This window comes from Bradyrhizobium sp. 521_C7_N1_3 (assembly GCF_052075975.1).
Taxonomy (GTDB): Bacteria; Pseudomonadota; Alphaproteobacteria; order Rhizobiales; family Xanthobacteraceae; genus Bradyrhizobium; species Bradyrhizobium japonicum.
Genome location: NZ_CP197232.1, coordinates 7,893,807 through 7,920,718 on the forward strand (window position 1 = coordinate 7,893,807; position 26,912 = coordinate 7,920,718).

The following is a 26,912-nucleotide window of genomic DNA, read 5'->3' on the forward strand; positions in this document are numbered from 1 at the left end:
CATCTCTGGTAAAGCGGAAGTCAGTCATGACGCCAATCAAGTCCGCTAAGGGCCACAAGCAGTCACTCGATCGCCTCGTTCCTCCTACGCAGTGGCTATTCGGGCAAGCCCGCTTTCCGAAGCCCCTCAACAAATAGCGTTGAGTGCTTGGGGACCTGGGCCATCCAAGCCGATATTGTAAAGGCGGGATCGATCTCAAGCACGCGCGCGGCCGCCTCTCGCGCCTCAGCGTCGCGTCCGAGATGGGCGAAGGCGGACGCAAGGCCGCGGTAAGCTGGCATGAAGGAGGGATTGTGACGAAGAGCTTTCTTAAATAGTAGAATCGCCTCGTCAAAGCGGCGAAGCCTCACGAGAGCATTCCCAATGCCAAAAAACGTCATGTGTAGCAGCGGGTCTACGGGGCTCATGCGAACGGCGCGTTCAAAGCTCCGCATCGCCTCCTCTGGGAGACCCGCCAGTATATAGACCCAGCCTCTGTTGTTCCAAGTACGCCATGAGTTTGGGTTGAGTGCTACCGCCCGGTCAGCCATTTCGATCTCGGCTTCGTTATCCCCGACCATACCCGCCAAGATTACTGCAACCCTTGACAGTGTGTCCGGATCACCATCATCGATGCTCAATGCCAAACGAGCAAGCCGAACTGCTTCCTTGCAGTCGAACTGGGGATCGTTGGCATAGCCAAGAGCAACGTTGCTCGCATGACAGTCGCCTGCCAATGCAGCCGCAAAACCGAACCTCGGGTCCAGCTCCAAAGCGCGATGAGCCAGCTTGATCGCCTCGGCCAAACTTTCGCGGGTCGTCAGGTGATACTGATGCATCGCTCGGAGAAAAAAGTCATAGGCAGTGAGGTTCTCTGGTCGCCGCCGCGTCGCCATTTCAATTTCTGTTTGAAGCATCTTTGGCTGAATAGCCGAGACGACGGCGATGGTAACTTCGTCCTGAAGAGAGAAGACGTCGGTCAGATCACGCTCAAACCTGTCCGCCCATAGATGCGCGCCAGTAACCGCATCGATCAACTGCCCTGTGATGCGAACTTTCGTCGAAGCCGTCCGAACGGCCCCTCCGAGGACATAGCGCACGCCGAGCCTTCGCCCGACTTCCTTGATATCGACCGCCCGGCTCTTGAAGGTGAAGCTCGAATTGCGCGCGATGACAAACAGCGACTTGAAGCGTGACAGAGCTGTGATGATTTCTTCCACCATGCCTTCGGCGAAGAAATCCTGCTCTGGATCCCCGCTCATGTTCTCAAATGGCAGCACGGCGATGGAGGGTTTGTCGGGGAGCGCTAGGTTGGGTTGATGAAGTTCTATTTGCTGATTGTCGGTAACTGCTGCGTCCACCGGTTCCGGCGCTTCCCGGACGATTCCGACGAAACGGAAGCCCTTGCGCGGAAGCGTCTTGATGAAGCGCTGCTCCTCACCGGTATCGCCGATGGCAGCGCGGACAGCGTTCAGGCGGGTCGTAAGCGCAGCATCGGACACAATGCGACCATTCCACACTGCGTTGATGAGCTCGTCCTTGGTGACGACGCGTTCCCTGTTTCGGATCAGGTATTCGAGCAGATCGAACACCTGTGGTGCAATGGAAACGCCCTCCGCCCCGCGATGAAGTTCGCGCCGGTCGGTGTCAAATGCGAACTCCTCGAAGCGATAGCGCAAGTTGCCAGCCCCTCACGTAGCCTCCCATCGCAGAAAGGCATCTTCGCACACCCAAAGAATACGCCGCTGATATAAAAAATGTAAGCCAATGGTTGGGCGGGTTTTGAGCCGTGGTATCTCATCTGATGCCGTGGAGCCCGACTTCCGGTATGGGTTAAAAGGCGAAGAACTCAGCGTGAGCAAATCTCGTCCGCTACGCCCCACTAAGCTGACCTCAGTGTGGGGGGGGGGGCGCCACTTCGCTGATGGGCCACTAGGAGACATGTGTCCCTGGCCAGCGATAGCGGATATCGTTGCAGTTATTTGTCGAGTTGTTCTCATCATGCCATGCGCGGCTTGGTAGTTGGCACCAGTACTGTTGCACCATTTGGCAACAATCGAAGGTAAGCCGCGGCCGAACCCCGCAAGCTAGAAGTATGCTATGCTGAAAAGATCGGGATAGACTTTTCTGCCGTAGTCCAAAATTTGGCTGGCCGTCAATCAGACAGTCGGTGGAGCCAATGCAGCAGATTGCGGAGTGGCTCGATACACTTGGCCTAGGGCAATACGCGCAGCGCTTTGCCGAGAACGACATTGATCCAAGCGTTCTGCGCGAACTGACTGACAATGACCTCGAAAAACTTGGTGTCTCGCTCGGCCATCGCAAAAAGATGTTGCGCGCGATTGCGGAGATCGCTGAGACCGGACGAAGACCCGTGCGTACTCCCTGGACCTCGGCCGAGAGACGTCAACTCACGGTGATGTTCGCTGATCTGGTTGGCTCGACGGCGCTCTCGACAAGGCTCGACCCGGAGGATTTGCGGGAAATCATTGGTGCGTGCCACCGCTGCTGTGCCCAGGAGATCGAGAAATTTGGTGGATTCGTTGCAAGATATCTGGGCGACGGCGTGCTCGCATATTTCGGCTATCCGCGGGCGGACGAAGACGATGCCGAGCGCGCTGTAGGCGCCGGACTGGCATTGGTCGCGGCAGTGACGGGCCTCGATGCCGGTCCAGGGGTAAGATTGCGAGCACGAATTGGGATTGCCACTGGTTTGGTGATCGTCGGTGATCTCATCGGGGACGGCCCATCGCAGCAGTGTGAGGTGGTCGGTGAGACCGCCAATCTGGCCTCGCGGCTTCAGGCGCTGGCCGATCCGGATACAGTGGTGATCGACGGCAGCACCCGCCGCCTCATCGGCGGCCTCTTCGAATATTTCGCTCTCGGGAGCGTGTCCATCAAAGGCTTCCGCGATCCGGTGCCGGTCTGGCGAGTCATCGGTGCGAGCGCGGTCGACAGCCGCTTCGAGGCCTTGCGCGTAGCCAGAACCCCACTACTCGGTCGTGATGAGGAGATCGAGCTGATCATGCGCCGCTGGCAGCAGGCAAAACGTGGTGATGGTTCGGTCGTGCTGATATCGGGTGAGCCCGGCATCGGCAAATCGCGCCTTGCCGAGACCGCGGTGGAGCGGCTGAGCGATGATCCACATATCCGCTTGCGCCGTTTCTGCTCGCCACATCACCAGGACAGTGCACTTTTCCCGACCATATCACAGCTCGAGCGCGCAGCAGGATTCCGGCGTGACGATACGGACCAGCAACGTTTGGACAAGCTCGAGGCGTTGCTCACGGAGGCAAACGCGGACCTTAGCGAGGCCGTTCCTCTGATCGCGGACCTGCTGTCCGTGCCAACGGGCGATAGCTATCCACCTCTCAGCCTCACGCCGCAGAAGCGCAAGGAGAAGACGCTCCAGGTCCTCCTAGCCCAGCTCGAGGGACTGGCAACGCGCCGGCCCGTGCTGATGGTGTTCGAGGATGTGCATTGGATCGACCCCACCTCGCTCGACTTATTGGACCTCGTCGTCGACCGGGTGGCCACCCTCCGGGTCTTGCTGATCATCACTTTCCGGCCCGAGTTGGCGCCGCCCTGGACCGGGCGCTCGCACGTGACATTGATGAGCCTCAGTCGTCTGTCGCGTCCACAGCGCGCCGAGATGATCATGCAGGTGACCGGCGGCAAGGCGCTGCCCCAAGAGATCGCCGAACAGATCATCGATCGGACCGATGGCGTACCGCTGTTTATCGAGGAACTGACCAAGGCGGTGATCGACAGTGGCATTCTGGCCGACGCTGGTGACCGCTTCGATGCGAGGGCGCCCGTGCCTCGACTTGCCATCCCTACTTCGCTCCACGCCTCGCTCCTGGCTCGTCTCGATCGCTTGGCGCCAGTCCGCGAGCTGGCGCAGATCGGCGCCGCTCTCGGGCGGTCGTTCTCGCATGAACTGATCAGCGCGGTCGCCGCGATGCCGCAGCAGCAGGTAGATGGGGCCTTGGCGCAGCTCGTTCGCGCCGAACTGGTTTTCCAGCGGGGGATCCCGCCTGATGCAGAGTACACCTTCAAGCACGCGCTGGTGCAGGACGCAGCCTATAGCACCATGCTGCGCGGTCGACGTCAGCATATCCATGCCCGCGTTGCGACGACGCTAGAGAACCAGTTCCCTGAAATCGCGGCCGCTCAGCCGCAACTCATGGCCTACCATTGTGCCGAGGCCGCCTTCAACGACAAGGCGGTCGGCTATCGACTCAAGGCCGGCCAGCAGGCGGTCGCGCGGTCGGCGATGACGGAAGCGGTAGCGCAGTTGCAGAGGGGTCTCGAACTGCTGGCGAACATGCCCGAAGAGTCGCGGCCCGTGCAGCACGAACTCGACCTGCAGATTGCCCTCGGGCGGGCTCTGATGGCGGCTAGGGGGTATTCGGCGCCGGCAGTGGCCGATACCCTCGACAGGGCGCGAGCACTCGCGGAGCGGTTCGATCGACCGGATCGTCTCGCTCCGCTGCTCTATTTCCAATGGGGCTTCCATTCGGTTCGGGCCGAGCACAAGCTGGCGGTATCCCTTGCCGAGCAGATGGAGAAATTGGGCGACACAAGAAGCGATCGAGCCACTCTGCTGCTGGGTCGCTATATCCACGGCGCCAGTTGTTACTATCGCGGGGAGTTTGTGACAGCACGCGGCCTTCTTGAGCTGTGTGACGGCTTGAGAGATCCCGCCGCTCGCGCGACTTGTGCCGCCATAGCGGTGGCCGATCCGCACGCGGCGAGCCAGGCTCACTTGGCGGTCACATTGGCGCTTCTGGGCCACATCGATCAGGGACGCGCGCGCGTCGACGAGGCGTTAATGGAGGCCCGCTCGCTCGACCATCCGTTCACCGTGGCCTTTGTCTTGAGCAAGGTGTGTGCAGTGGAGGCGGCCGCTGGCTTGCCGCTTGACGCATTGCGGCATGCGGAGGAACTGCTGTCCCTCTCGAACGAGCATGGCTTTCCGCTCTGGTTGGGTCTCGGGCTTCTCCAGCGTGGTCGCTCGTTGACAGCACTTGGACAAGCGCAGGACGGCATCCCGTTGCTCGCGAAAGGGCTCTCGGTGCTTCGTGGTGCCGGAGCTGTCGTGCACACGCCGCGCGCGCTTTGTTTTCTCGCCGAGGCTCACGCCAAGGTCGGGGATCTCCAGGCGGGGCGGAACTGCCTCGTCGAGGCTGCGCAGCTGATCGAGACGACCGAGGAACGATCCAGTGAAGCCGAGCTGTATCGACTTCGAGGCGACATGGTGAACGCGCAGGGCAACCAAGCAGCTGCGGAGCAGAATTATCATCGAGCGCTCGCGGTGGCCAAGCGCCAGAGTGCGAAGACGTTTGGGCTGCGCGCTGCGACCAGCCTCGCCCGCCTGTGGCGCGACCAAGGCAAGTGCATGGAAGCTCACGACGTCCTCGCGCCGGCGTATGGCTCGTTCACCGAAGGCTTCGACACGCCAGTCCTGAGGGACGCCAGGGCGCTGCTCAACCACCTGGCCTGACAGTCCCGCCTTGCGCGTTGCGGGAGAGCTGCTACTTGCCCACATTCCAAGGCGGGACGCCTCTGGTCTACGATCTCATTCAGGTGTCGTCTGCGGCTAGTCGGCGGCGCGCAGAGCGTAGGCATCGGATCCCGCTTCATGCCGTCAGAATGACCGCTTCGGGTCAGCGACGCTACTTACGGTCCATCTGCCACGCCCCATCCCATTCCGCCGCCGGTGGAGTCTTCGTGTACTCGTCCACCCGCGCCGTCAACGCCATTGACGGGCCGTCGCCTGGTACGGCATCGAGCGCCGCCGCGAAAGCTCGCGTCGCATCGCCCCAACGGCGCTCGCGGTAGGCGGCAAGTCCTTCCGAGTAATGCTGCCGCAGCAGGGTCTGCTGCGAGGTGACCTCGCCCTTCCTCGCCATGATCTCGAAGACCGCTTGAGACTGCGTCTGGCCGACTGCCACTAGGCGATCGATCTCGCGCAGCTCGATTGCATCTGCGCAAGCGGCGGCGGTGGCCTCCGAGATCAGGCAGCGGCAGCCGTAGAATTTGTTGGCGCCCTCCAGGCGGGAAGCGAGGTTCACCGTGTCTCCCAGCACGGTGTAGCTCATCATGAGCCGCGACCCGATGCTGCCGACCAGCGCCTCGCCTGTCGCGATCCCGATACGGACGTCGCAGTCAGTCGGAATTGTGCGCACCCCCAGGAGCTCGGGCAGCTCCTTCCGCAAGCCGGCGACGCATCCGATCATGTCGAGCGCGGCAAGCGCGGCGAGATCGGCCTGCTCGGCCTCCTCGACGAAGGGGGCGCCCCAATAGGCCATGATCGCGTCGCCGATATACTTGTCGATGATGCCGCGCTGGGCGTTTATCGGCTCGGACATGGTCGCAAGGTAGAGGTTCATGATCTTGACGAGGCCGCGCGGCGTCACGCCTTCGCTCAGGCTGGTAAATCCCTTCATGTCGCAGAACATCACCGTCATGAGCCGGCGCTGCCCCTCCGCAGCGGCGATCGCCGGCTGCTCGAGCAGTCCCTCCGCGATTCGCGGATTGATGTAGCGACCGAAGGTTTCGCGGACCCTCCGGTTATGCCGCAACGTCTCGATCATGCGGTTGAATGCGGCTGAGAGCTGGCCGATCTCGTCTTGCGTCGTGATGGTGATGCTGCCGTCGAGCCGGCCGGCCTCCACCTCGCGCGTGCCCTCCAGGAGCCGCATGACCGGGCGTGTGATGCCGCTGCCAACGAGCATCGCGAACACGAATCCGAGCACGCCGGCGATGGTGGTGACGATTGCGGAGATGACGATTGCGCGATTCTGTGCAGTCATCACGTTATTGGCGGCGGCGGCGACTTGCGCCAGCATGTCGGTCCGGATGGATTCGATCCTGGCATGGAACTCGTCGCGTAGCTGGTCCGTGCGGGCCATCGTTAGCTTCACGCCGGCTGTATCGCTCTCGTTCATTTGCCGCAGTAGCGTCGCGTTCTCCTCGACGAGGCGCCGGCGCAGGTCGCTGATGGCGTTGTCGATCCGGTCGTCGATGCGGCCCAGTTCGGCTTTGTTCGATGGCGTGTCGGGATCCTGAATGATCGCATCGATCAGCTTTCGTGCGGCGGCCGCTTCTCCGGTCAGGACTGGATCGATATCTTCATAGGCCTTGCGCGCGGCCGAGTATGCGACCTCGTCCGGCAGCGCCTGCATCTTCGCCATCACCATGCGCCGGAGCGCAAGCGAGCGCTCCAGCGAGCGAATGTTGACGCGGGCGAGATGCCCATAGGCGGGGATGTATCGGTTGGTGAGCTCGTCGAGCAGATGGCCGACCCGGCTTGCCAGCACCATCGACAACAGTGAGGCCATCACGGCAAGCACGATCAATCCAGCGGCGATGCCAGCGATCTTCTGCCTGATGGATCTCCGGAACATGCGTCGTGCCCGGGCGCTCGCCGCAATTGCCACTACGAAAGAACGACAGTCCTTCGTTTCGGCCAACAGAAATAGAGTTTCAAGCGACAGCACGCAAGCTGGGCAGAAACGGTAAACTCTCCCGAGTGCGCGCCGTCCGTGAATACTCGCAAGAGTCAACGTTCTCCAACAACTCACAACGGGCAATCATCCGGATTTGGCGCGTATCATCGGGACGAAACGCAGCCACGCCATCGCCGCGGTCCAACGCGGCGAGCGCATGATTTTTGTGTGCGCAACATCGTGAGCAGCGAGGTAACCGAAGGAAGGAACAACGTATGACCGAAGTCAGAAAAGAGACCGACAGTTTGGGCGTCGTCGAGGTACCCGCCGACAAATTATGGGGAGCGCAAACCCAGCGGTCACTTGAGCATTTCAGCATCGGCACCGATCTGATCCCCCGCGAGATGATCACGGGCTACGCGATCCTGAAAAAAGCCGCCGCCGTCGCCAACCGTGACAGTGGGCGGCTGGACGACACGAGGTCCAAACTGATCGTCCAGACCTGCGACGAAATCCTGGCCGGTCAGCACCACGACATGTTCCCGCTTCATGTCTGGATGACGGGCAGCGGTACCCAATTCAACATGAACGTCAACGAGGTGATCTCCAACCGGTGCAGCCAGCTTGCGGGCACGGCGCTGGGCAGCCATAGGCCCGTCCATCCCAACGATCACGTCAATATGGCGCAATCGTCGAACGATTCCTTCCCCTCGACTATGAATATCGCCGCCGCCGTGAACGTTAAGCAACGCCTGATTCCATCGGTGACAACGCTGCGCGACGCGATCGCCGCCAAGTCGAAAGAGTGGGACGACATCGTCAAAATCGGTCGCACCCACATGCAGGACGCGACCCCGCTGACGTTAGGCCAAGAATGGTCGGGGTACACCGGCATGCTTTCGGACGACCTGGAACGGATCGAAGCGGCCCTGCAAGGGGTCTATCGATTGGCGCTCGGCGGCACGGCCGTCGGCACCGGCATCAATTCGGCTCCCGGCTTTGCCGAAGCGGCCGCCGCCGAGATCGCCAAGCTTACCGGTCTGCCGTTCCAGACCGCGCCGAACAAATTCACCGTGCAAGGCGCGCATGACGCGCTGGTGCAATTGTCCGGCACCATCCGCACGCTTGCGGTGTCGCTCTACAAGATCGCCAACGACATCCGTCTGATGTCTTGCGGGCCGCGGGCGGGCTTTGCCGAGCTATTGATACCGGAGAACGAACCTGGATCCTCCATCATGCCTGGCAAGGTCAATCCTACCCAGTGCGAGGCGCTTGCCATGATCGCAGTTCAGACCATGGCGAACGACGTCGCGGTGGCTTTCGGCGGCGCCGGCGGCTATCTTGAGATGAATGTCTACAAGCCGCTGATGATCTTCAACATCACGCACTCGATCACGATTCTGAGCGACGGATGCGTCAATTTCCGCAAGTTCCTCGTGGAAGGGACCAAGCCAAACGTGAAGAAGATCAAGGAGTATGTCGATCGTTCCCTGATGCTGGTGACGGCCCTATCGCCCGTGATCGGCTACGACAAGGCCTCGAAGATCGCCCATTACGCAATGGACAACGATCTCACGCTCAAGGATGCGGCGCTCAAGCTCGGGTTCGTCAACGAAGACGAGTTCGACCGCGTGGTCGATCCCGCCAAGATGGTGAAACCCTACGTGGCGGCCGCACCGACGGCATCTGCCGCCGGCTGAAGAACGCCGTGCTCGAGCGAGCACCGGTCGCGGGCCGGTCCTCGAGCTCCTGCGATACCGACCAAGAGAGGGGGCCATGACCAGTGAGCAGCGCTCCAGTCTGATCCTCGCATTCGCTACGGTCCTCTACGTCAACGGCCAGGCAACCGACCAGATCGCCGCCGCGATCCAGCGGCTCGGCTACAAGCTCGGCGTCAAGGCGGAGCTTTTGCCGCGCTGGGGCCAACTGCAATTGAACGAGGAGAGCGGCGGGGCCAAGTCGATTTCCTACGCGGCAGCCGACCCTGTCGGGGTCGACATGGCTCGCGTCGCTTCGGCGATGCAGGCGGTGGCGGATATCGTGGCCGACCGGCTGCCGCCGGAAGCGGCGCACAAGCGTATCGAGGTCATCGCCAAAGCGCCGCCGGCACCCGCGTGGCTCTTTGCCTTGGCTGCGGCAGCGGGCGCGGTCTCGCTGGCCATCATTTTCGGCATACAGCACATGCCTGCTGCGCTCGTCATCTTCGCGAGCGCAGGCGCCGGCGGCCTGCTCCGCCGCGCCCTCGCTGGCGTCAGCACAAACATCTTCGTTCAGCCGTTCTGCGCCGCGTTGCTCGCGGGCCTCATCGGAGGATTGGCGGCGCGCTATCAGTTGAGCACCGCGCTCCGTCTCGTCATCGTGTGCCCTTGCATGGTACTGGTCCCGGGGCCACACATTCTCAACGGCGCGATCGACCTCATCAGGGGCCGCATCCACCTCGGGGCGGCCCGGCTGATGTACGCCGGGCTCGTCGTGCTGGCTATCTCGACCGGACTGCTGCTGGGGCTCACCCTGACGAATGAAACGCTGCCGATCGACCCGCCAGGGCTGGCGGTACCACTGTGGTTCGACGTCATCGCTGCCGGCGCCGCGGTAGCTTGTTACAGCGTATTCTTCTCCACCCCGTTGAACATGCTGGCTTGGCCGGTCGCGATCGGCGCGCTGGCCCACGCCCTGCGCTGGGTTGCGATCAACGAGCTCGGTTTCGGAGTGGCGACGGGGGCGCTCGTAGCATGCCTCGTGGTCGGATCTCTGCTCACGCCGGTCTCCCGGCGCGAGCATCTGCCGTTCGCAGCGATCGGTTTCGCGTCCGTGGTTTCGATGATACCCGGCGTCTACGCCTTCAGGATGATGAGCGGGCTGACGCAGATCGCCGACACGGCCCATGCCACTTCGGAGCTGGTCGGGGGCACGATCGCCGACGGGGTGACTGCCGTCGCCATCGTGCTGGCGATGAGCTTCGGCCTGGTCGTGCCGAAGCTGATGATCGACTACTTCGCTGATCAGCGCGCTCAAGCTCAAAGGGGTTGAAGATGCTGGTATTCGCTCGAAAGTCCGCAGCGGATCCGGCGCCCGTCGTCACTCCGGACGAAGAAGCCACCTTGCTCCGCATGCAGGAGCGATTTCCGCCGGTACTGAGCGTCATCGCCGGCATGGTCGATCTTACGGGCTTTTTCATGCTGGGGAATATCTTCACCGCACACATCACGGGCAATCTCGTCGTCGGTAGCGCGGTCGTGGTGCGCGGTGGCCCGGTGAATCCCGCGCAACTACTGGCGATTCCCGTATTCATGGTCGCGATGGCGCTGGTCTGGCTGATAGCCGAATATTCCAACCGAAAAGGCCCTCCACTCGTGCGGCTTCTCCTAGGGGTACAATTCCTCCTCCTTGCCGCGGTTCTTGCGTTCAGCGTGGTGGCGAAACCCTCAAGCCATCCTCACGGGGTCCTCGCCGCCATCGCCGCCCTCATCGCGGTCTCCGCCATGGCGTGTCAGTACGCCTTGCTTCGCCTAGCATTGCCTCGAGCGATCTCTACGGCCGTCATGACCGGCAACCTTGCCAACACCGTCCTTTCCATCATGGACGCGCTGTCACGCGGCCACCCGCTGATGAATGCGGACGACGGCCGATTGAAAAGGTCGATCTATCTTCTCTTCGGCTTTCTGCTCGGATGCGCGATTGCCGCAGCGGCGATCTCCGTGATGGGCGAATGGACCTGGTCGCTGCCCACGGCACTGGCCGCGCTTTTGGTCGCGCTCCGGTGAAGACGCGACAATCACCGATCGGCTCGGGGTTCGGCGCCGCAACTACGGGCGGCCGAATTCATCAAAGACATCGACCTGACGGGCAAGTCCGTCATCGTGACCGGCGGCTACTCGGGAATCGGAGTGAAGCCCGTCCGCAATCTGCCACCGGAGGCTCCGCAGGCCTTCATCGATGCCATTCTAGACCTCGGCGAGAGCTGACCGGTTCGGGACTGGGGGATTGCGCCTCCTCGATCTCGCCTGTTCTAAACGAAGCTTTTCAGCAGAAGATCGGCGGCCTTGAGGTCGGCGGTACCGAACCCCTCGCTGAAACGGGTATAGGTTTCAGCGAGTCCGATCAGAGCCTCCTCGCGTCGGCCCTGTCGAAATTGCAGTCGAGCCAGGCTGCTCGATGCGCGCAACCGCCAAGACAACGACGATTGGCGATCGGCCAGCTCCCTCGCGCGACAGAAGGCATCTTCGGCCCCCGCCTCATCGGCCGCTTTTTCCAGCAGCTCTCCGCGGATGCGCTGTAGCTCGGGCACCGCCAGGTCGCCGTGCCGCATTGCCTGGGCGATCGCATTGTCGATGATCGACAATGCCTCGTCATCGCGATCCAACATCGCGAGGGCCCGGGCCAGCGAGCTGTTGAACTCGGTCGCGTAGAGCTGGTAACCCTCCGCATCCAGGGTCGCCAACGCATCGCGCAACAGCTCCAATCCCCTCTCGATCGCGCCGTGCTGGATCAACACCTCGCCTTGAAGGCCGCGCCCGACGGCCCGGTATGGCGTCAGAGAATGCCGGTCAGTGTACCAGATCAGACGATCGATGCATTCGTCGGCGCTCGTCAAGTCGCCGGTCCACCGGAAGACGGACCCTCCCCATATGAGGGCAATGCAAACGGTGACCGGCTCGGTCGCGGCCAATTCCCCGACGGTTTGGCGTGCAATTCGCACCGCCTGATCCGGATAGCCCAGGAGCCACAGAGTCCGCGCCAGCACGATGCGGGCGCGTTCGTAATGGAAACCGTAGTGACGTGCCTTGGCTGGATCGCCGGAGGGCTCCCGCGCGAGAGCCGCCTCAACGTACGCACGCGCGTCGGCCTGGTTTCCGATTAAATGATGGGAAACTCCGAGCAGCACATCCGCTGTCGCCATCGCGGTCGGATCGGCCACCACGGTGGCGACCGCCTCGCTTCGTTGAGCGAATGCCAGCATTCGATTGAAATTACCTACGCGCCTGTGAAGCATATGGAGCTGGCCGATGAAGCGAAGCTGGTTTTCGGGATCGAGAAACTTCTCCGCAAGCTCCAAACCTCTCGTGAGCGCCACATGAGCATGTTCGCCGTTCGCCATCGTTAACATCGACGAAATTCCGAGGCCCGCCTGAAGATCCATCTCCACACGGCTGCCACGAGTGGTATCGTCGAGAGCGAGAAGCGCTCGCTCGGACCAGCGATGACATTCGGAAAGAAGGGACATCGCAAGGAAAACCGGCGCCGCGGCCGCAGCAAGCTTGATCCCGACCTCGGGATCGCCATGGGTACCGAAGGACCACTCGAGGGCGGCGCGGGCATTGTCCAAGTTGGCGAAATGCGGAACCCGTTCGGCGCCGGTCGATAGCGTCGGCCACTCCTTTCCGCTCTGCTTCAACCAGCGCAGGAAGTAGGTAGCGTGGCGCGCGGCCAGATCGGCGGCGTCGCTCTCCTCGATGTCGATCTGAAGGGCGTATGCGCGCGTGGTGTCCAGCAGACGGTAGCGCATGAGGCCGACCATCGGGCGCGGCGCGAGCATGGACTTGGCCACCAGGCTACCGATGGCTTTGAAGACGGAGCTTCGATCGAGGTTCTCGCTAGTGACTACGGCCAGGGCCGCGTCGAGGGTGAAATGGCCGACAAACACGGCCAGCCGGCGGAGCACTGTCCGCTCAAGCTCCGACAACAGTTTGAAGCTCCAGTCCAGCGTGGCCTGCAAGGTCTTTTGACGCGGCGGCGCCGTGCGCGGCCCCTCCCACAACAGCGTCAAACGCTCGTCGAGAAGCGCGGCGGTCTGATCGATACCGTACGCTTCCACCTGACGCGCCGCGAGTTCGATTGCGAGTGCCATCCCGTCAAGCTTGCGGCACATGCGCGTGACGGTCGCCGCCTCAGCGTCCGAGAAGTCTAGCTGGGCACCACCCGCCAGGGCACGCTCGATAAAGAGTTGGATCGCCGGAAACGTCCGTGCGATTGCCGCGGTTGGCACCGCATCGTCAGGCGGGCATTTCAGGGGCTCAAGCCGATGAACATACTCACCACCGACCTGGAGCGTCTCGCGGCTTGTTGCGAGGATGTGGACTTGAGGTGCGGCCCTGAAAATCCTCGAAACAAACTGGGCGATCGCCTCAACTAGGTGTTCACAGGTGTCCAGGATCAACAGCACCCGCTTGTTCCGCAGGTAGGCCTCTACGCTGGGCGTCACGTCGTCGCAACGCACAGACAATCCCAGCATCGAGGCGATTACGGTTGGCACCAGGGCCGGGTCGCTCACCATGCTGAGATCGCCGAACAGAATCGCGCCAGCGAAGGCCTCCACTAGCCGATGCCCCAGCGCGACAGCGAGCGTTGTCTTTCCGACCCCACCAGGACCCACAATGGTGACGAAACGCCCAGCGTACAAGTGCGTGCGCACGCGCTCAAGGTCGACTTCCCGGTCGATCATTTCGGTGGGACAACCAGGCAGGTTGGCGTGACGGAAACCTCCTTCGAGGCTCTCTGGCTGGGGTGACGGGCCACCCGTCCGTGAAACCGGAGCCACGAAAGAGTAGCCGCGGCCCGGCTCGGTTGCGATGTATCCAGCGCCAGACTCCGGCTCACCGAGCGTCTTTCGCAAGTGCGCAACGTGGAAACGAAGAGTGCTGTCTTCGATCGCAATCCCGGGCCACACCTGGGCCATCATTTCGGATTTGCTGACGATTTTGTGCGGTTGTGAAGTTAGCGTCAGCAGAATATCGAGCGCACGACCACTCAGCTCAACGGGTTCGCCGTCTCTCGTCAGTCGCCTCTCGTTCGCTATCAGCCTGAAGGGCCCGAACGAAAGAACCTCGCTGTCCTGCGCTGACGGTGTGATCATGGCATCGTTGCCCGGTACCGCGCTGAACGGCTTGAACCTTAGACCAACGGCAGGTCAGTCACCACAGCTTTCGGACGCCTACCGAGTTCCGCGCCGTCTGCGTTGGCGCCCGCTCGCAACTGCCAACGGCATCTAACAAGGGCCAACGAGCAATCTCGCTACTCATGAGCGAATGTTAGCAGCATCGGCCACGTCGAAATCATGCGCAATTGCCTAGAGGCTTCCAGAAGTCGAAAGACGTCGGCCCTGTGCACAGAGCAATCGAACTGCAGCTCAGGATGGGTTGCGGGACGCGTGCGCAACCGATTGGCGACGCGGGAGGAAAATCATGCCTTTCATCAAGACCAAGGATGGCGTCGACATCTTCTATAAAGATTGGGGCTCGGGCCAGCCGATCGTCTTCAGCCACGGCTGGCCGCTGTCGGCCGACGACTGGGACACGCAGATGCTGTTCTTCCTCAATCACGGCTATCGCGTCATCGCCCTCGACCGTCGCGGCCACGGCCGCTCCAGCCAGACGGCTGATGGCCACGATATGGATCATTATGCCGACGATCTCGCAGCTTTAATCGTCCATCTCGACCTCAACAATACAATTCACGTCGGACATTCCACCGGTGGTGGCGAGGTGGTGCACTATCTGGCAAGGCATGGGGAAAACCGAGCCGCAAAAGCTGTCATGATCTCCTCGGTGCCGCCTCTCATGATGAGGACCGATGCCAATCCTGGCGGCCTTCCAAAGGAGGTTTTTGACGGACTTCAGGTCCAAGTCGCTGGCAACCGCTCGCAGTTCTATCGCGATTTCGCGGCGGGTCCGTTCTACGGCTACAACCGACCCGGCGCCAAGACTTCGCAAGCCGTCGTCGACAATTGGTGGCGACAGGGCATGATGGGCGGTGCCAAGGCGCATTACGACGGAATTGTTGCCTTTTCGCAGACCGATTTTACCGAGGATCTCAAGACGATCACCGTCCCGGTCCTGGTGATGCATGGGGACGACGATCAGATCGTCCCGTATGCGGACTCGGCTCCCCTTTCTGCCAAACTTCTGAAGAAAGGGACACTGAAGACCTACAAGGGTTTTCCGCACGGTATGCCGACGACGGAGGCGTCCACCATCAACGGCGATTTACTGGCGTTCATCAAGTCCTGAACTACGGTACCTACGTTCGAGCACCTCCGACAACATCAACGTGCGACGAATGCCGATCATGTCATTCAGAATGCGACCCGAAAGTTCGACGTTACGGCTGAGTCGAGGTGACGCACCTTTTCGCAGCTTCGTTCCCGCCATCGGATACCTGTTGAGTCCGCCGGAAACACCCGACCAACGGTCGGCGCAGTCTTAAGCCTCGGAGAAGGCAATACGACGAGGCGATTTTCAGCAAGGAGTTATCCGCCGCTAAACCGAATGAGGGAGGAGATGCGACAATGAAAAGAAGCACGTTGATCCGTCTAAGTATTTCGGTGTCGCTCGCCGTGTTGGCGGCTGGTGTCGCGATTTCTGCGCAGGACAAGTACACTGTGCAAGTCCCGAATGGGCTCGCGTTCTCAGAGTTCAGGGGATACGAGGACTGGCCGGTGATCGCGATCAGTGAGAACGAAGGTCTCATTGCTGTGATCGTGGGGAATCCGGCAATGATCAGTGCCTATAAGGAAGGCGTGCCCGGCAATGGCAAGCCTTTCCCGGACGGCGCGAAAATGGCGAAAATTCATTGGACACCGAAAAAACAAGAGGCGTACCCCGGTCAGCCGTCCGTGCCAGGTACGCAGCATGACGTTGATTTCATGGTGAAGGACAGCAAGAGGTTCGCGGATAGCGGCGGATGGGGCTGGGGCGCGTTCGACTATGACGCGGCGTCCGATATGTTTAAGCCCTCTACCGCAGCCTCCAAACCGCCGCAGGAAAACGACGCGAAGTGCGGCTTCGCGTGCCACACGGTGGTGCAGAACCGCGACTACGTATTCACGGAGTACGGAAAGAGGTGAGTATCGGATAGCGCGAGCTAACAAGGTTTATTGGTCCGTCCAGATTGAGGTCGGAGCTTAAGGCAGGGATATGCGCCGCAGTCGGTAGGCAACCCACAATAGAACTCGGTCGAAGATTGGCTTCTGAAGAACGAGAATGCCTTAGACTGACCTAGCCAAGTCCGTCGCGAGCCTTGGGGCCGCGCGAACCAATGCCAAGCTTGACCGGCCCGGACCTTAACGACTACGCCGGATAGAAGATGCGTCCGCTCACGGCCCGAATGCGAGGTCAGAGCGGGCCCTCGAACAGTCTGCTTGATGGGTCCAAACGGCAAGCCGCCCGTCAAAACGGCTGATTCACGCCGAAGAGCCCTACCCGACTGTTCGCTTCCACACGTCGCGCAAACTTGGCGGCTGCCACCTGTAGCTTGTCACCGTAGCTACTCGCGCGGTCTTGACGATTCGCTGCACTTCAGTGACGAAACCGAACCGGTCAAAACTATGCCCGGTGCACGCGGAAGCCGTCAATTTTGACGCCATCAACCAATACTGATTTTTCCTAGTCATTCGAGGAGTGGGTAACAAGCCAGTGGAACCCATTGAAATCATGTGGAGCGAAAATGTCGCCCACCTGTGGCGAAATCATTGAAAAATCCAAAATCTACGGGCCCTGCTGGGATCGCCACTCACGATTTCACTCTCTTATTTTTCAATGACTTGCGAGTCTCTTTGGCAAACTGGTTCGGTGGTTTGCCAATTGCTGTTCCTGCTCTGACCTTGTTGGCGGCGCTCTCGGCAAGGCGGATACGATTCGCCTCTTCGATGTAGCGCTGTGCCTCGGTGATGGTTTTCCAGCCGAACCAAGCCATCAATTCAGGAGCAGTAGCGCCGTTGAGCGCGTGATGGATCGCAGAGGCCTTGCGGAGCCCATGCGCCCTACCTGGAACGCCAGCTTCCTTGCATCGGTCAGCGAACCAGTTGCCGAAGCCGGCCGCGGTGAACTGCTCCCCGAGCTCGGTCGTGAGAAACGCCGATTGCTCGATGTCGGATGAAGTTTCAGCTCCGCGACAAGATCGCGGCAGCAACTCGATATCGAACTGCACGCCTGTTTTTGGCGGCGCATCGAAAGCTTGCCGCGCTTCACATGCTGTCGCCCCATTCGGACCACGTCCGATCGCGCGTGACCGGTTTGCAGGAGTAATTCCAGCGCGAGACGCGCCTTTGTGCCGGGCTTATGGCGCTTTCTATACTGAACGATTTCGTCTTCGGTCCACGTGTGAAAGCCGCCGGTTTTCTTCATCTTGGCGCGCTTTACCGCCAGTAGAGGATCCACCTTGATAAGTCCGAGTTGCACGCAATGGTCAATGAAGCCGCGCATCGCTTTAGCGAAGTTGCGCTGCGCCGCAGGCTTCCTCGAGTTCACAATATTCTGAAGCGCCTACGTGTGCATCATGGCGATTCGCTTGTCGCCATGCTCGTTCCGAAAGCGCTCTAGGATAGAGCGACGATTGCCCTGCGTGCTCTTTGCCAGGGACGTGGAAGAGCTCGACTGGTAGTAGCTGATCAGCGCAGCATTGACGGTCCCAGCGACGGTGCGGCTCGCGCCGAGCGGCGGTGCTTCCCAGTCAGCATTAAGCGCCCTCTCCCGCGCCTCCATGAATTCCGGCGACCACGGCAGCCCCGGCAGCGGGACTCGCTTCCGGCCGGGAACGCGGAGATAGAAACGCGGCGTCCTGTCCTGGTCCACGAAAGCGTGCGTGTATTTCGGATATCGCTTCTTCACCGGACTTTGTCCCACTCATTCGGCTCATCGCCGATGTCTGGATCACCGGTGATGATGACAATGCGGCCCGACTTGTCGACCTCGACGCGCCGAACCGGCTCTCCCGCCGCGCGCACGGCCCGCACAGCCCGCGTCACGTCCTGCTGCCGGAATGTGGAAGGCAATTGGCTCATGCCGCAGCCTCCGCCGGAGGCGCGCGCCAACCCTCAGGATCGGCCTGCCATGCGTCAATTTCTGACGTTCCATAAACCGACTTCCGACTTGAAATCCGAATGCGCTTCGGAAAACGGCCTTTCGCCGGCTCATCGTCCACCGAGCGGGCTTTCTTTGGCTTAGGCAAGACGAGCGACGGCCTCCGCGAGCGGCTTGCCTAGGATCATTACGCCATGATGCCTGTTGCCGGTGTAGTCCCTCAGTCTCGACATAGGCGCAGAGCATGCGCGCCAGTACAGCGGCCCGGCCGAGGTTTTTGGCTCAATCGCCGCGACCTCGCGAGCAAGGTTGTCGATCGCTTGAGACGTCAAAAAAGCCGCCTCTTGGGCTTCGGGCAACCCTGATCGCTCGATGGCGGCCGCGCGGTCGCTTTCGTATTGCTCGGCAGCCGCGATCATGCGCTTCACGCGTTTGCCGAAGGCCGTCCGGCCGTCGCAGCGGATTTCCTTGGCGAATGCCCGCAGCCTGTCGGCGTCGACGAACTTTAAGCGAGGGCGCCACTTCGTCTTGCCGTGATCGTCGACGTAGGTCTCGGTTGGAAAGTCCTTGCCGTCGACGTCGCAGTAGTCGTACCAGCAATCTGACCACTCCCGCGAATCGCAAACGATCTCCTCAGGCACGTCCGGGACCCGCGTTCTAGCCAAAGCTGTGGCATCCGCCAGCCGGGCGGCGGCCGCCTTGAATTCCTCGATCAGGCCGTCCAGGCGCCTGCCGGCATCGAGCAGCCGGATGCTCCTCAGGCGCTGCAAGCGCGGCTGTGATTGCAGCGGGTGACGCGGTGCCGGCTGCGGCCAGGGCCGCTGCGGCGCGCCCAAGGAAGCCGCGGCGGCCGATAGAGATGGATCTCGACGGGAAACGCGCCCCGGCGGGCTGCGCCGGCATAGCTATGCTACTCTCAGAATCAACCTGAGCCATGACTTACCTCATAGTTTGGGCCAGGCCTGTCGGCGTGCTTCCAACACGACGGCAGGCCGCTTGTTAATCAAGCCTGAAAATGGTATGACCAAAATATGAAAAAGGCAATACCAAAACGCAGCGGTGGAAAGAGGCCTGGCGCGGGCCGCCCAGCGACAGGCCGAGATCCCGCGCGCGCCTTCCGTCTATCTAACCAGTTTATGGCCAGTGTTGATGCATGGGCGGCCAGCCAAGAGGATCAGCCCGGCCGCTCCGAAGCCATCCGCCGCCTTGTAGAGCTCGGGCTCAAAGTACCGACGCCACGCCCTCCAAAGAGGGAAGAACGTCCAAAGGGCGAAGATCAAACACAGCGCGCTCGCGAGATGGCTGGCAGCGCGATCGACAAAATAGCGGACGTATCGGTCAGTCCGGACGACCGAGCAAGCCGCAAACGGCGCCTCGTCAAAGGCCCCGAGGAATTCCAGAAGGTCCGGCGCGACCGACCGAATCGAACATGAGATAGCCTTTCTCGTTGCGGGCGCCTCTCACGGAAGGCTATCACTGCGGAAGGTCAAGGAATGTCGAAGCGAGGGTGGATCTTCTTGCTGGTTTCCGTGGTGATCGTTTGCTCGATCGTCGCAGGCAGTCGGTATTATCTAAGCAAGTGCCATGGCATGGACGCGTGCGCGGCCGCCGAAGCGGAGAGCCATGAGCGAGATAAACCAAGCGAGCCGCAATAGTCCGCAGGCGCTTCGACGGCGTTCTGCGGCCCGCCCGGCCGGGTCTAGCCCAGAAGCCTCGGATGACGTTGTCGCCTCTGGTGCCGGAGCCGTCTTCGAACAGGGCCTCGTCGAGAGATACCAACGGACTGTCGCCAAACTTGGCGAAGTTCGTCGGAAACATCCGATTGTGGCCAGCGATGAATTGCTTTACCCGCGCCCTTACACCTTCCCGCCTTAGCGACTTGTCCAACAATGCGACGAAGACATCTTGGGCGGCGTCTTCGCGACCAGGAACGCTAGCTGGAAATAGCGCGAGGATCCTCTGATAGTCATTCGCTTCTTCACGCCGCGCTTCCGATTGGACGCGCGCCCGCGCTCTTGCGTACCTGATCCGCTGGCCCCGGCTGATTGGAACGCAACAAACGCGATCGAAAGCAAGCGAAAACCTAGCAAAATCAACGAACCCGATTGATATTCTGCCGCTCATAACGGTCTGGTTGCAGGTTCGAGTCCTGCCGGGCCCACCAAGAATAGCAGTATCTTACTTGGTCTCCGTTGCCCCCACCGCAATGAGCGCACCAGAAACCGCACCAGATACGTGCACTTTTCGTTCGCGGGAGCGGCCTAAACACCGCAATATTCTGCTCGTCGTTCAACGATCCTGGAAAACCGCGAAGGCCTATTAGGTAGGCCTCCGCGGTCTAGACGCTTCGCTTACTCGGCAGCGTCGTTCATGTAAGACTTCTTAACGTCCTGAGCTTTCGCATACTCAGGCTGGAAGCGAACGCTGGCATAGTGGGACCTCTGCTCGGCCTCCTGCGCACGCTTACCGAGTTCTGCCGTGTCGCCAAAGCCGAGGACGTCCCGCGCCAGTTTAGTCAACGGGCCGTCGACTTGATATTCGGTACGCTGCATCGTCAGCAAGTTGATGAGATAGAGAGGAGTGCCATTGAACTTCTCGAACATCTCGTGACGGTTGCCCCACTCGCTCAGGAACCGCTCGCTGATTTGGCGGAAGATCTTAATGCGATCGTAGGCGCTGATCTCCGCACCGCGGAGGGCCTCAGCGAGCTTCGGACCGATGTATGGATCTTCCATCTCGCGTTTCGATGGCTGGATAACCACACCGCGACCGCAGAAATCGATCAACGTGTTCACCATCTTGGCCTGGTTCTCGAGATAGTATGCACGGCCGAAGTCGATGTAGATGTTGTTCGGTTTGAACAAGCCCCCGGGCGTCGCGAATCCGGTCTCTTCGGCGGCGATCATGAAGGCCCGACAGGTCTCGCGGAAGCGAATTAGCTCGGCGAGCTGCGCCGCGACGACCGGGTTGGTGCTGGTGCCCAGCGACTGGGTCAAGAGTAGAGCGAGGCCGACCATCAGTTCTGCGTGGACACAGTGACGGATCTGGGTCTCGAGATGCACCCAGTCGAATTGACGTTGCGGATACCATTTCGCGTGATCCGGATTGCCGATGTGCTGCACGCGGTCCCACGGAATCAGGACATCATCAAAGTAGACCATCGCGTCGAGCTCGTCGCCGATTGTGGCCAATGGACGATCATACGGATCTGCGTCCGGCTGCGCGTTGGACTTGCGGGCCACGACCGAAACACCCTTGGTTGCGATCGGGACCAACGCGTAAACGGTCTGCTCGGCGGTCTGGCCGGGGCGCCACAGGTTTCCAATGAGGAGGTGATTGACGAACGGGACAGACGTGCCGATCGCCTTCCAGCCACGGACGAGGATTCCGTCGTCGCGCTCTTCGATGATCTTCAGCATCGGCGTCTCGGCCATCGCATTGTCACGGCCGCGATCGAACTGGACGTCGAGGAACATCGGAGAGATCGCCAGATCTTGAGACGTGACTTCTTCCCACTGACGCTGAATATTGCCGGAAAGATCGCGTTTCTTGCCGCTGAAGCGCGAATTGTCCGACCAGGGCTTCTGATCGTCTACTTGGGTGAACATGACAACGTTCATGCCGGCCGGCGGTCGTGTGAAGATGCCTCCCTTGAAATGACGGCACAAGAAGTCGCAGTACTCGCGGCGTTTGACCACATCTTCCTTCGATCGCGGAAGGAACCAGTGCATCGACTGACGCTTGCCGCTCTCGTCGACGAAGGTCGTGATGGCAAGATTCTTTGGATTGAGGTGAAGATCGTAGTACTCGGCGATCGCATTCGCGTAACCTTTCGTCATGGGATGCGTGGTCACGTCCTCGATCAGCTCACCACCGACATAAATGCGGCGGCCATCACGTAAAGATTCAAGATACTCAGCACCGGTTCTCATAGTTCACTCCTTCTCAGCTCTTTAGGAAACTTGCCGCTGGAACGTCGCTGCGTCCCAGTAGTCTTCGCTGTGACGTATCCGACCGCCTTCGACTTCGACTAGTTGCACGCCGCGCAACGAAATGGCCTTAGCTTCGGTGACGCCGTTTTTCCGCGGAGCGGTCGCGTGCATGACGTACGTGACGGCGACAGTTCCATCGCCCCCCACAATCATGGATTTCACTTCCCAGCGAATGTCCGGGAGCCAGCTGAACAGCCTCTGCATTCCGGCCGCGATCTCAACAGCGCCCAGCTTCGTCTTGAGTTGCGAGATTTCGTCGTGCGTCGCATCGTCGCAATAGAGCGCGAGGATCGCGCGGTGATCGTGCCTGCCGTAGGCATCGTAAAGCGCGTTGACGACTTCCTTCGGGGTCAACAAGGACGTCATACGCGCGCCCCCAAATCGACGCCAAGCATGTAGCGGCCCTGTCCATAGAGTAATGGCGGACCGGCAGTCGGGGCATGAATACCTTCGATCGCGGCGATGGCGATGCGATGGCTTCCGACCACGAGCTGCTCGACCGCCCGACATTCGAACACGACCGATGCCTCGCGAAGCCGTGGAGCTCCGCTTTCGCCAGAAACATTGACCGGCAGCAGGACGTACTCGTCGATGAATTTGTCGACGCTGGGACGCGAGCACAACTCCGATAGTTGAAGCTGGTGCTTAGTAAGGAGATTCACCGCGAAGCGACCGCCTTCCTGTACGTGCGCGGCGGTCACCGTTTTGCTGTTCAAGCAGATCAGTATAGTCGGTGGATCGGTACAGACCGAGGTAAACGAGTTGATGGTCATCCCCCACGGCCTGTCGCCATGCCACGTTGTCACGACGCTAACGCTTCCGACGAAGTGTCGCATCGCAGCCCGGAACGCATCCGCATTCATCTGCAAACGCGACGCTCCGAGACCGTCTCCAATTCCCGAGTTGCTCTTCATGGCGCGCCTCTTTGCGACTTATCGTGCCACAGAGGCTAAGTTGCGTGCGTACCTGGCGTCTAATCGATAATAAATATCCCAGCTATCCGCCGCATCGATTGATCCGCCTGATGTGCACGTTTAGACGCGACTTAAGGAGCGGGGAAGTCCAAGGGCGCAGTGCATTCGGCGGCAACAGCTCGCAGGCGCAAAATGCGCGATACTACCGAACGGAATGCGGCAAAAGCGAATCTGATTCCGATAGTGTACAATGATGCAAGTTGTTAACGTCCGAAGTCGTGTCCATTGGGAGGCCCGGAGTGAACCTGCGAAATGTCGACCTAAACCTGCTTGTGATACTTGATGCACTCCTCAGAGAGCGCAACGTGAGCCGGGCGGGCGAGCGCATCGGTCTCAGCCAATCGGCGATGAGCGCCGCTCTTGCGCGACTGCGCGAAGTCTTTCACGACCCATTGCTCGTGCGCGTTGGGCGCGATCTGGCTCTCACGCGAAATGCGGAGGACCTTATAGTCCCGCTGAGAGAATCTCTCGGCAAGGTCGAGCAGATCTTGCTTCGTCGTCCTGGGTTCGATCCAGCCACCGATGCCCGGACCTTCTCGATTAGTGCGTCCGACTATGCAGGATTGGTTCTGCTCACGCCGTTCGTCAGGATGATTGCAAACGAAGCGCCGAACGTAACTATTCATCTACTGCCCCGGGCTCGCGATGCCGCGCGTGTGCTGCAGACAAGCCAGGCTGACATTGTCATCGAGCCGATCGAACTCTTCGGACCCAACGACTACCCAACGACCTCGCTGCTGAGCGATCGCTGGCTTTGCGCCATCGATGCAAATCACCCCGACGTCAAAGACGATACGTTGACCGAGAAGCAGTTTCTCGAACTCCCACATCTCGTCTACGGCATCGGAGACGATCGACAGCTGAACCTTGCTGACCAACATCTTGCCGATGCCGGCGTTCAACGCCGTATCGAGGTGACGGTCGAAAGCTTTCTGCTGAACCCGTTTCTCATCGAGGGAACGCGGCTCGTCAGCCTCGTGCTGGAACGGGCGGCCAAGAGACTGATTGGCACGGTGGACATTAAGCTGCTGGAGTCCCCGATATCGGTTCCGGACATTCACGAGGCCATGTACTGGCACCCTCGCCACACGACCGATCCGGGGCACAGGTGGCTGAGAGAAAAACTGCTTAAAGTCGCGCAGCAACTCGATTGAAGCCCATACCCGCTCACGCCGGCGTCGCGGCTGCCTCTATCGGCCATCGCTCCGCATAACGCGACGGCGGAGCGTAACCTTGATGCAGAATGCGTTGGGCCGATCGCGAACGGGACTAGATGGAAGACTTCATCACATCGCGCCCCGCCGCTCTGAGCGAAGCGCCTGGAAATGCCTCAGCCCGCCCCCATTTTCCGGCGAGCCTTCCTTCATCACTAGGCTCGTGTGACGGTATCGTGGGTTTATGGTGCGCTCGGAGGGCGTTCGCATTTGCTGTGATTTCAACGGTTACGTTGGAGAACAGCAAGCTTTGGTGCTTCTCGCGCTCAAAAGTGCTCTTTGGCCAGGCCCTCTGAAAGCGAGCCCTGCCCTAAGCGAGGTCAGGCTGGCCCATCGGCCCCAGTTATCGCCGCAGGTTGAAGCGCGCTTTGTTCTACGCAGGATTGTTCGAGGTCTGCAGGGATCACGTTTCGCGACGGCGCGGGGCATCTCGCTCAAGGCGATACCCCGCCCTGCAAGCGGTCGGGGTTTGAATCGGGGGGCCGTTTTGACGGTCCCCCGGACTGCTGCTCTGTTGGCCTATCGGCATTGCAAATCGCGCAAGCGCGCGCGGGCCAGCCTTATTTCCCGCAGCGCCGCTTGGATCATGCGTGCTGCAGTCGGCTTTACGTCAATCCGTAAATTCAACGCCGATACGACTGCCCGTAGACCAGATCAGACGACAGCTCCTGCTGACACGATCCTTAGCCATCATGAGCTTGAACCGGCTCCGCATACCGTGCCCATCTGACGGCAGTTCAATTGCTGCTCCATGATCGGTGATGTCAACGACGCGACAACAGGTGCTCGATCCGTCGCCGAAGATGTAGGCGATTTCGTTTGTTTCGATCCGCTGCTGCCTGCGACGTTCCTGCACTGTTTCTCTTCGCCCACAATCCTTCTCAGGAGGTCAGTCTTCCTGAACGCCACTGCATTCTTGACCTTCGGCTTGGCATCAGTGGAGACGCGCGTGCGATCACTCTGCCTGGCAGCGAGGTCTTCGCGCTGGGCGTCAAGGAGAAAAACCCGCCAGCCACGTAGGGCTGACGGGTTCTCAATGCCCATGCGTACCCGCGGTACTCGTCACCAATCCGCGATGGCAAATCGTACAGCCATAACGATTGACGTCGGGTTACCGCTTACGAGGCAGCGGCGTCGTTCGAGATCGAAAAGGCCGGCAAGCACGCCGATGGCAACAGGCAGGACAAGTTGAAAGTATTGCAAACTTAGGGCCCTAATGCGCTCTAGGCACTGAGAACGTCCGCTGCGCGATTGGCGACTACCTTCCGTAAACGACGCCACGCTCCGAGACGACGTTTTAGCCTCTTCGAGCAAAGAAAAACCCACCGCATCCAACGTGCACCGCAATCGGCGTTGGTTGCTGCCCGGCGGCCGGGGTGCATGCTTTCGCTCAGCCCTCGGCCCCGCTTACTCACGCTAGTGCGTCGGCCCAACGAGCCGCGGCGCAGGCCGCCGCGTTCTTGCCCGCGAAATATCCAAAGCCCGCCCGAATTGGTTAGCGAGTTGTTAAGCGGCGTTCGGCACGCTTGCGGTCAGCGCTGCCGATCACCCCCCAAGCGCAGGGTAGCGCAAGCGATGGCCGGCGGCCGTGATGCCCGCCGGCCATTGTGCAGAGGCTGCGAAGGCCATCCTTGCCGCAGTAATTGTTATATCGCGTCCGTTGTTTGGACAACTCGGTGTCCCTCTCCTCAGCCACTTAACTCTCCAAGTAGGGCCGATTTGTCCCGAACCGGCTGAAGGCCCGTCCCTAGTCAAGGCGCTTTGCGAGAGACCATGTGAAGAAGGGGCAATCTAGGGCCGTTTGACGCATAGTCGAAATCAGCGTTGATGCAATGCGAGAGCCGAAATCGTCTCAACGCAAGAACATTATGCTCTGTAACAATGTTGGCTCTGACCTAATCGAGCGATTACGGTCCTCGTCCATTTTTAGTAACGAGTTCGGGGCCCCGCCAATGATCGGTTTCCAGGCCAAGCTTGAACGTTTTGAAAGTCTCGCCGCGGAATGCGAGTTGCTAGCCAAAAAATCAGATGGAAGTAATCGCGGGTTGTATCTGCGCGCCGGCCAGCACTATCGTGAGCTGGCCGACGACCTGCGAGCGTTAATCGCATCGTTCGATGTCGCCGCATAGGTCTTCGGATGCGAAGTATAAGAGGCCGACAACTGAGGCGACCTTACCGCATCCCCATGAATAGCGCCGCAACGAACAGTGCAGCGCCGAAGGCTGCGATCCCAAGGCAGATACGCGCCTGGAGTGAATACGGATTGACGTGGGGCTGTTCAATCATGGCCTCACCTCGGAGGCTGCAAGCCGGGAGAGTTGAGCCATTCGCTCATATGCGCGCCCGTCTCGGCCTGCCGGGGCTTCTTGAGCACTTCGTCTCGGAACTGGTCGGGCGGCAAGAGCTGAGCTTGGTCGCGTAGTTTGGCCGCCTCGGCGGCAAGACGTTCTTCTAGAACTTGGGTTTGCTTGAAACGACGCCGACGCTCTGACATGGCGCTGCT

21 protein-coding genes are annotated in these 26,912 nt (G+C 60.6%); 8 read left to right on the forward strand and 13 right to left on the reverse strand.

Features of this window, described 5'->3' with window-relative positions; translation table 11 throughout:
* Positions 1–95: 95 nt before the first annotated feature.
* Positions 96–1,658, reverse strand: a complete 1,563-nt coding sequence (locus tag AB7008_RS37215) for a winged helix-turn-helix domain-containing tetratricopeptide repeat protein (protein WP_212455303.1) — start codon at positions 1,656–1,658, stop codon at positions 96–98.
* 500 nt (positions 1,659–2,158) lie between these two features.
* Here AB7008_RS37215 and AB7008_RS37220 point away from each other — a divergent pair, with 500 nt between their 5' ends.
* Entirely contained in the window at positions 2,159–5,485 is a 3,327-nt protein-coding gene (locus AB7008_RS37220; protein WP_441260403.1) for an AAA family ATPase, read from the forward strand.
* 172 nt (positions 5,486–5,657) lie between these two features.
* Here AB7008_RS37220 and AB7008_RS37225 read toward each other — a convergent pair whose 3' ends face one another.
* Positions 5,658–7,391, reverse strand: coding sequence for an adenylate/guanylate cyclase domain-containing protein (locus AB7008_RS37225; protein WP_212455305.1), 1,734 nt, complete (start codon positions 7,389–7,391; stop codon positions 5,658–5,660).
* 317 nt (positions 7,392–7,708) lie between these two features.
* Here AB7008_RS37225 and fumC point away from each other — a divergent pair, with 317 nt between their 5' ends.
* From fumC to AB7008_RS37240, 3 genes are all read left to right on the forward strand, one after another.
* On the forward strand, positions 7,709–9,133 hold the full coding sequence (fumC, locus tag AB7008_RS37230; RefSeq protein WP_212455306.1) for a class II fumarate hydratase: 1,425 nt from the start codon (positions 7,709–7,711) through the stop codon (positions 9,131–9,133).
* Positions 9,134–9,209: 76 nt separating this feature from the next.
* On the forward strand, positions 9,210–10,463 hold the full coding sequence (locus tag AB7008_RS37235; RefSeq protein ID WP_212455307.1) for a threonine/serine ThrE exporter family protein: 1,254 nt from the start codon (positions 9,210–9,212) through the stop codon (positions 10,461–10,463).
* Positions 10,464–10,465: 2 nt separating this feature from the next.
* Positions 10,466–11,197 (forward strand): YoaK family protein, encoded by a 732-nt coding sequence (locus AB7008_RS37240; RefSeq protein WP_212455308.1) that lies wholly within the window; start codon positions 10,466–10,468, stop codon positions 11,195–11,197.
* Positions 11,198–11,442: 245 nt separating this feature from the next.
* Here the strand turns inward: AB7008_RS37240 and AB7008_RS37245 are convergent, their stop codons facing one another.
* On the reverse strand, positions 11,443–14,286 hold the full coding sequence (locus AB7008_RS37245; RefSeq protein ID WP_441260404.1) for an ATP-binding protein: 2,844 nt from the start codon (positions 14,284–14,286) through the stop codon (positions 11,443–11,445).
* A gap of 328 nt (positions 14,287–14,614) precedes the next feature.
* Here AB7008_RS37245 and AB7008_RS37250 point away from each other — a divergent pair, with 328 nt between their 5' ends.
* Both AB7008_RS37250 and AB7008_RS37255 read left to right on the forward strand, forming a co-directional pair.
* Positions 14,615–15,439, forward strand: a complete 825-nt coding sequence (locus tag AB7008_RS37250) for an alpha/beta fold hydrolase (RefSeq protein ID WP_212455310.1) — start codon at positions 14,615–14,617, stop codon at positions 15,437–15,439.
* A 278-nt stretch (positions 15,440–15,717) separates the two neighbouring features.
* Positions 15,718–16,275, forward strand: a complete 558-nt coding sequence (locus tag AB7008_RS37255; RefSeq protein WP_212455311.1) for a cytochrome P460 family protein — start codon at positions 15,718–15,720, stop codon at positions 16,273–16,275.
* Between the two features lie 665 nt (positions 16,276–16,940).
* Here the strand turns inward: AB7008_RS37255 and AB7008_RS37260 are convergent.
* The 8 genes from AB7008_RS37260 to AB7008_RS37295 form a co-directional block, all read right to left on the reverse strand.
* On the reverse strand, positions 16,941–17,357 hold the full coding sequence (locus AB7008_RS37260; protein ID WP_441260405.1) for a hypothetical protein: 417 nt from the start codon (positions 17,355–17,357) through the stop codon (positions 16,941–16,943).
* Between the two features lie 335 nt (positions 17,358–17,692).
* Entirely contained in the window at positions 17,693–18,037 is a 345-nt protein-coding gene (locus AB7008_RS37265; protein WP_212455316.1) for a hypothetical protein, read from the reverse strand.
* Entirely contained in the window at positions 18,034–18,210 is a 177-nt protein-coding gene (locus AB7008_RS37270; protein ID WP_212455315.1) for a hypothetical protein, read from the reverse strand. The genes AB7008_RS37265 and AB7008_RS37270 overlap by 4 nt, the downstream gene beginning before the upstream one ends.
* The gene (locus AB7008_RS37275; protein ID WP_376707398.1) at positions 18,207–18,350 is read right to left on the reverse strand and encodes a helix-turn-helix transcriptional regulator; all 144 of its coding nucleotides are present in this window, start codon (positions 18,348–18,350) and stop codon (positions 18,207–18,209) included. Before AB7008_RS37275 ends, AB7008_RS37270 begins: the two co-directional genes overlap by 4 nt.
* 19 nt (positions 18,351–18,369) lie before the next feature.
* Positions 18,370–19,065 (reverse strand): hypothetical protein, encoded by a 696-nt coding sequence (locus AB7008_RS37280; RefSeq protein WP_212455313.1) that lies wholly within the window; start codon positions 19,063–19,065, stop codon positions 18,370–18,372.
* Between the two features lie 1,515 nt (positions 19,066–20,580).
* The gene (locus AB7008_RS37285) at positions 20,581–22,161 is read right to left on the reverse strand and encodes a 4-hydroxyphenylacetate 3-hydroxylase family protein (protein ID WP_212102567.1); all 1,581 of its coding nucleotides are present in this window, start codon (positions 22,159–22,161) and stop codon (positions 20,581–20,583) included.
* A 21-nt stretch (positions 22,162–22,182) separates the two neighbouring features.
* Complete coding sequence (locus AB7008_RS37290; RefSeq protein WP_441260406.1) at positions 22,183–22,587, reverse strand: nuclear transport factor 2 family protein; 405 nt, start codon at positions 22,585–22,587, stop codon at positions 22,183–22,185.
* Positions 22,584–23,135, reverse strand: a complete 552-nt coding sequence (locus AB7008_RS37295; RefSeq protein ID WP_212102565.1) for a flavin reductase family protein — start codon at positions 23,133–23,135, stop codon at positions 22,584–22,586. The genes AB7008_RS37290 and AB7008_RS37295 overlap by 4 nt, the downstream gene beginning before the upstream one ends.
* 299 nt (positions 23,136–23,434) lie before the next feature.
* Here AB7008_RS37295 and AB7008_RS37300 point away from each other — a divergent pair, with 299 nt between their 5' ends.
* The gene (locus AB7008_RS37300; RefSeq protein WP_212102564.1) at positions 23,435–24,349 is read left to right on the forward strand and encodes a LysR family transcriptional regulator; all 915 of its coding nucleotides are present in this window, start codon (positions 23,435–23,437) and stop codon (positions 24,347–24,349) included.
* A gap of 670 nt (positions 24,350–25,019) precedes the next feature.
* Here the strand turns inward: AB7008_RS37300 and AB7008_RS37305 are convergent.
* A complete protein-coding gene (locus AB7008_RS37305) occupies positions 25,020–25,265 on the reverse strand; it encodes a PilZ domain-containing protein (protein ID WP_080584285.1) in 246 nt (81 codons plus the stop codon).
* 1,096 nt (positions 25,266–26,361) lie between these two features.
* Here AB7008_RS37305 and AB7008_RS37310 point away from each other — a divergent pair.
* Complete coding sequence (locus AB7008_RS37310; protein WP_193375721.1) at positions 26,362–26,538, forward strand: hypothetical protein; 177 nt, start codon at positions 26,362–26,364, stop codon at positions 26,536–26,538.
* A 161-nt stretch (positions 26,539–26,699) separates the two neighbouring features.
* Here the strand turns inward: AB7008_RS37310 and AB7008_RS37315 are convergent, their stop codons facing one another.
* The gene (locus AB7008_RS37315) at positions 26,700–26,903 is read right to left on the reverse strand and encodes a hypothetical protein (protein WP_441260407.1); all 204 of its coding nucleotides are present in this window, start codon (positions 26,901–26,903) and stop codon (positions 26,700–26,702) included.
* Between the last annotated feature and the right edge of the window lie 9 nt (positions 26,904–26,912).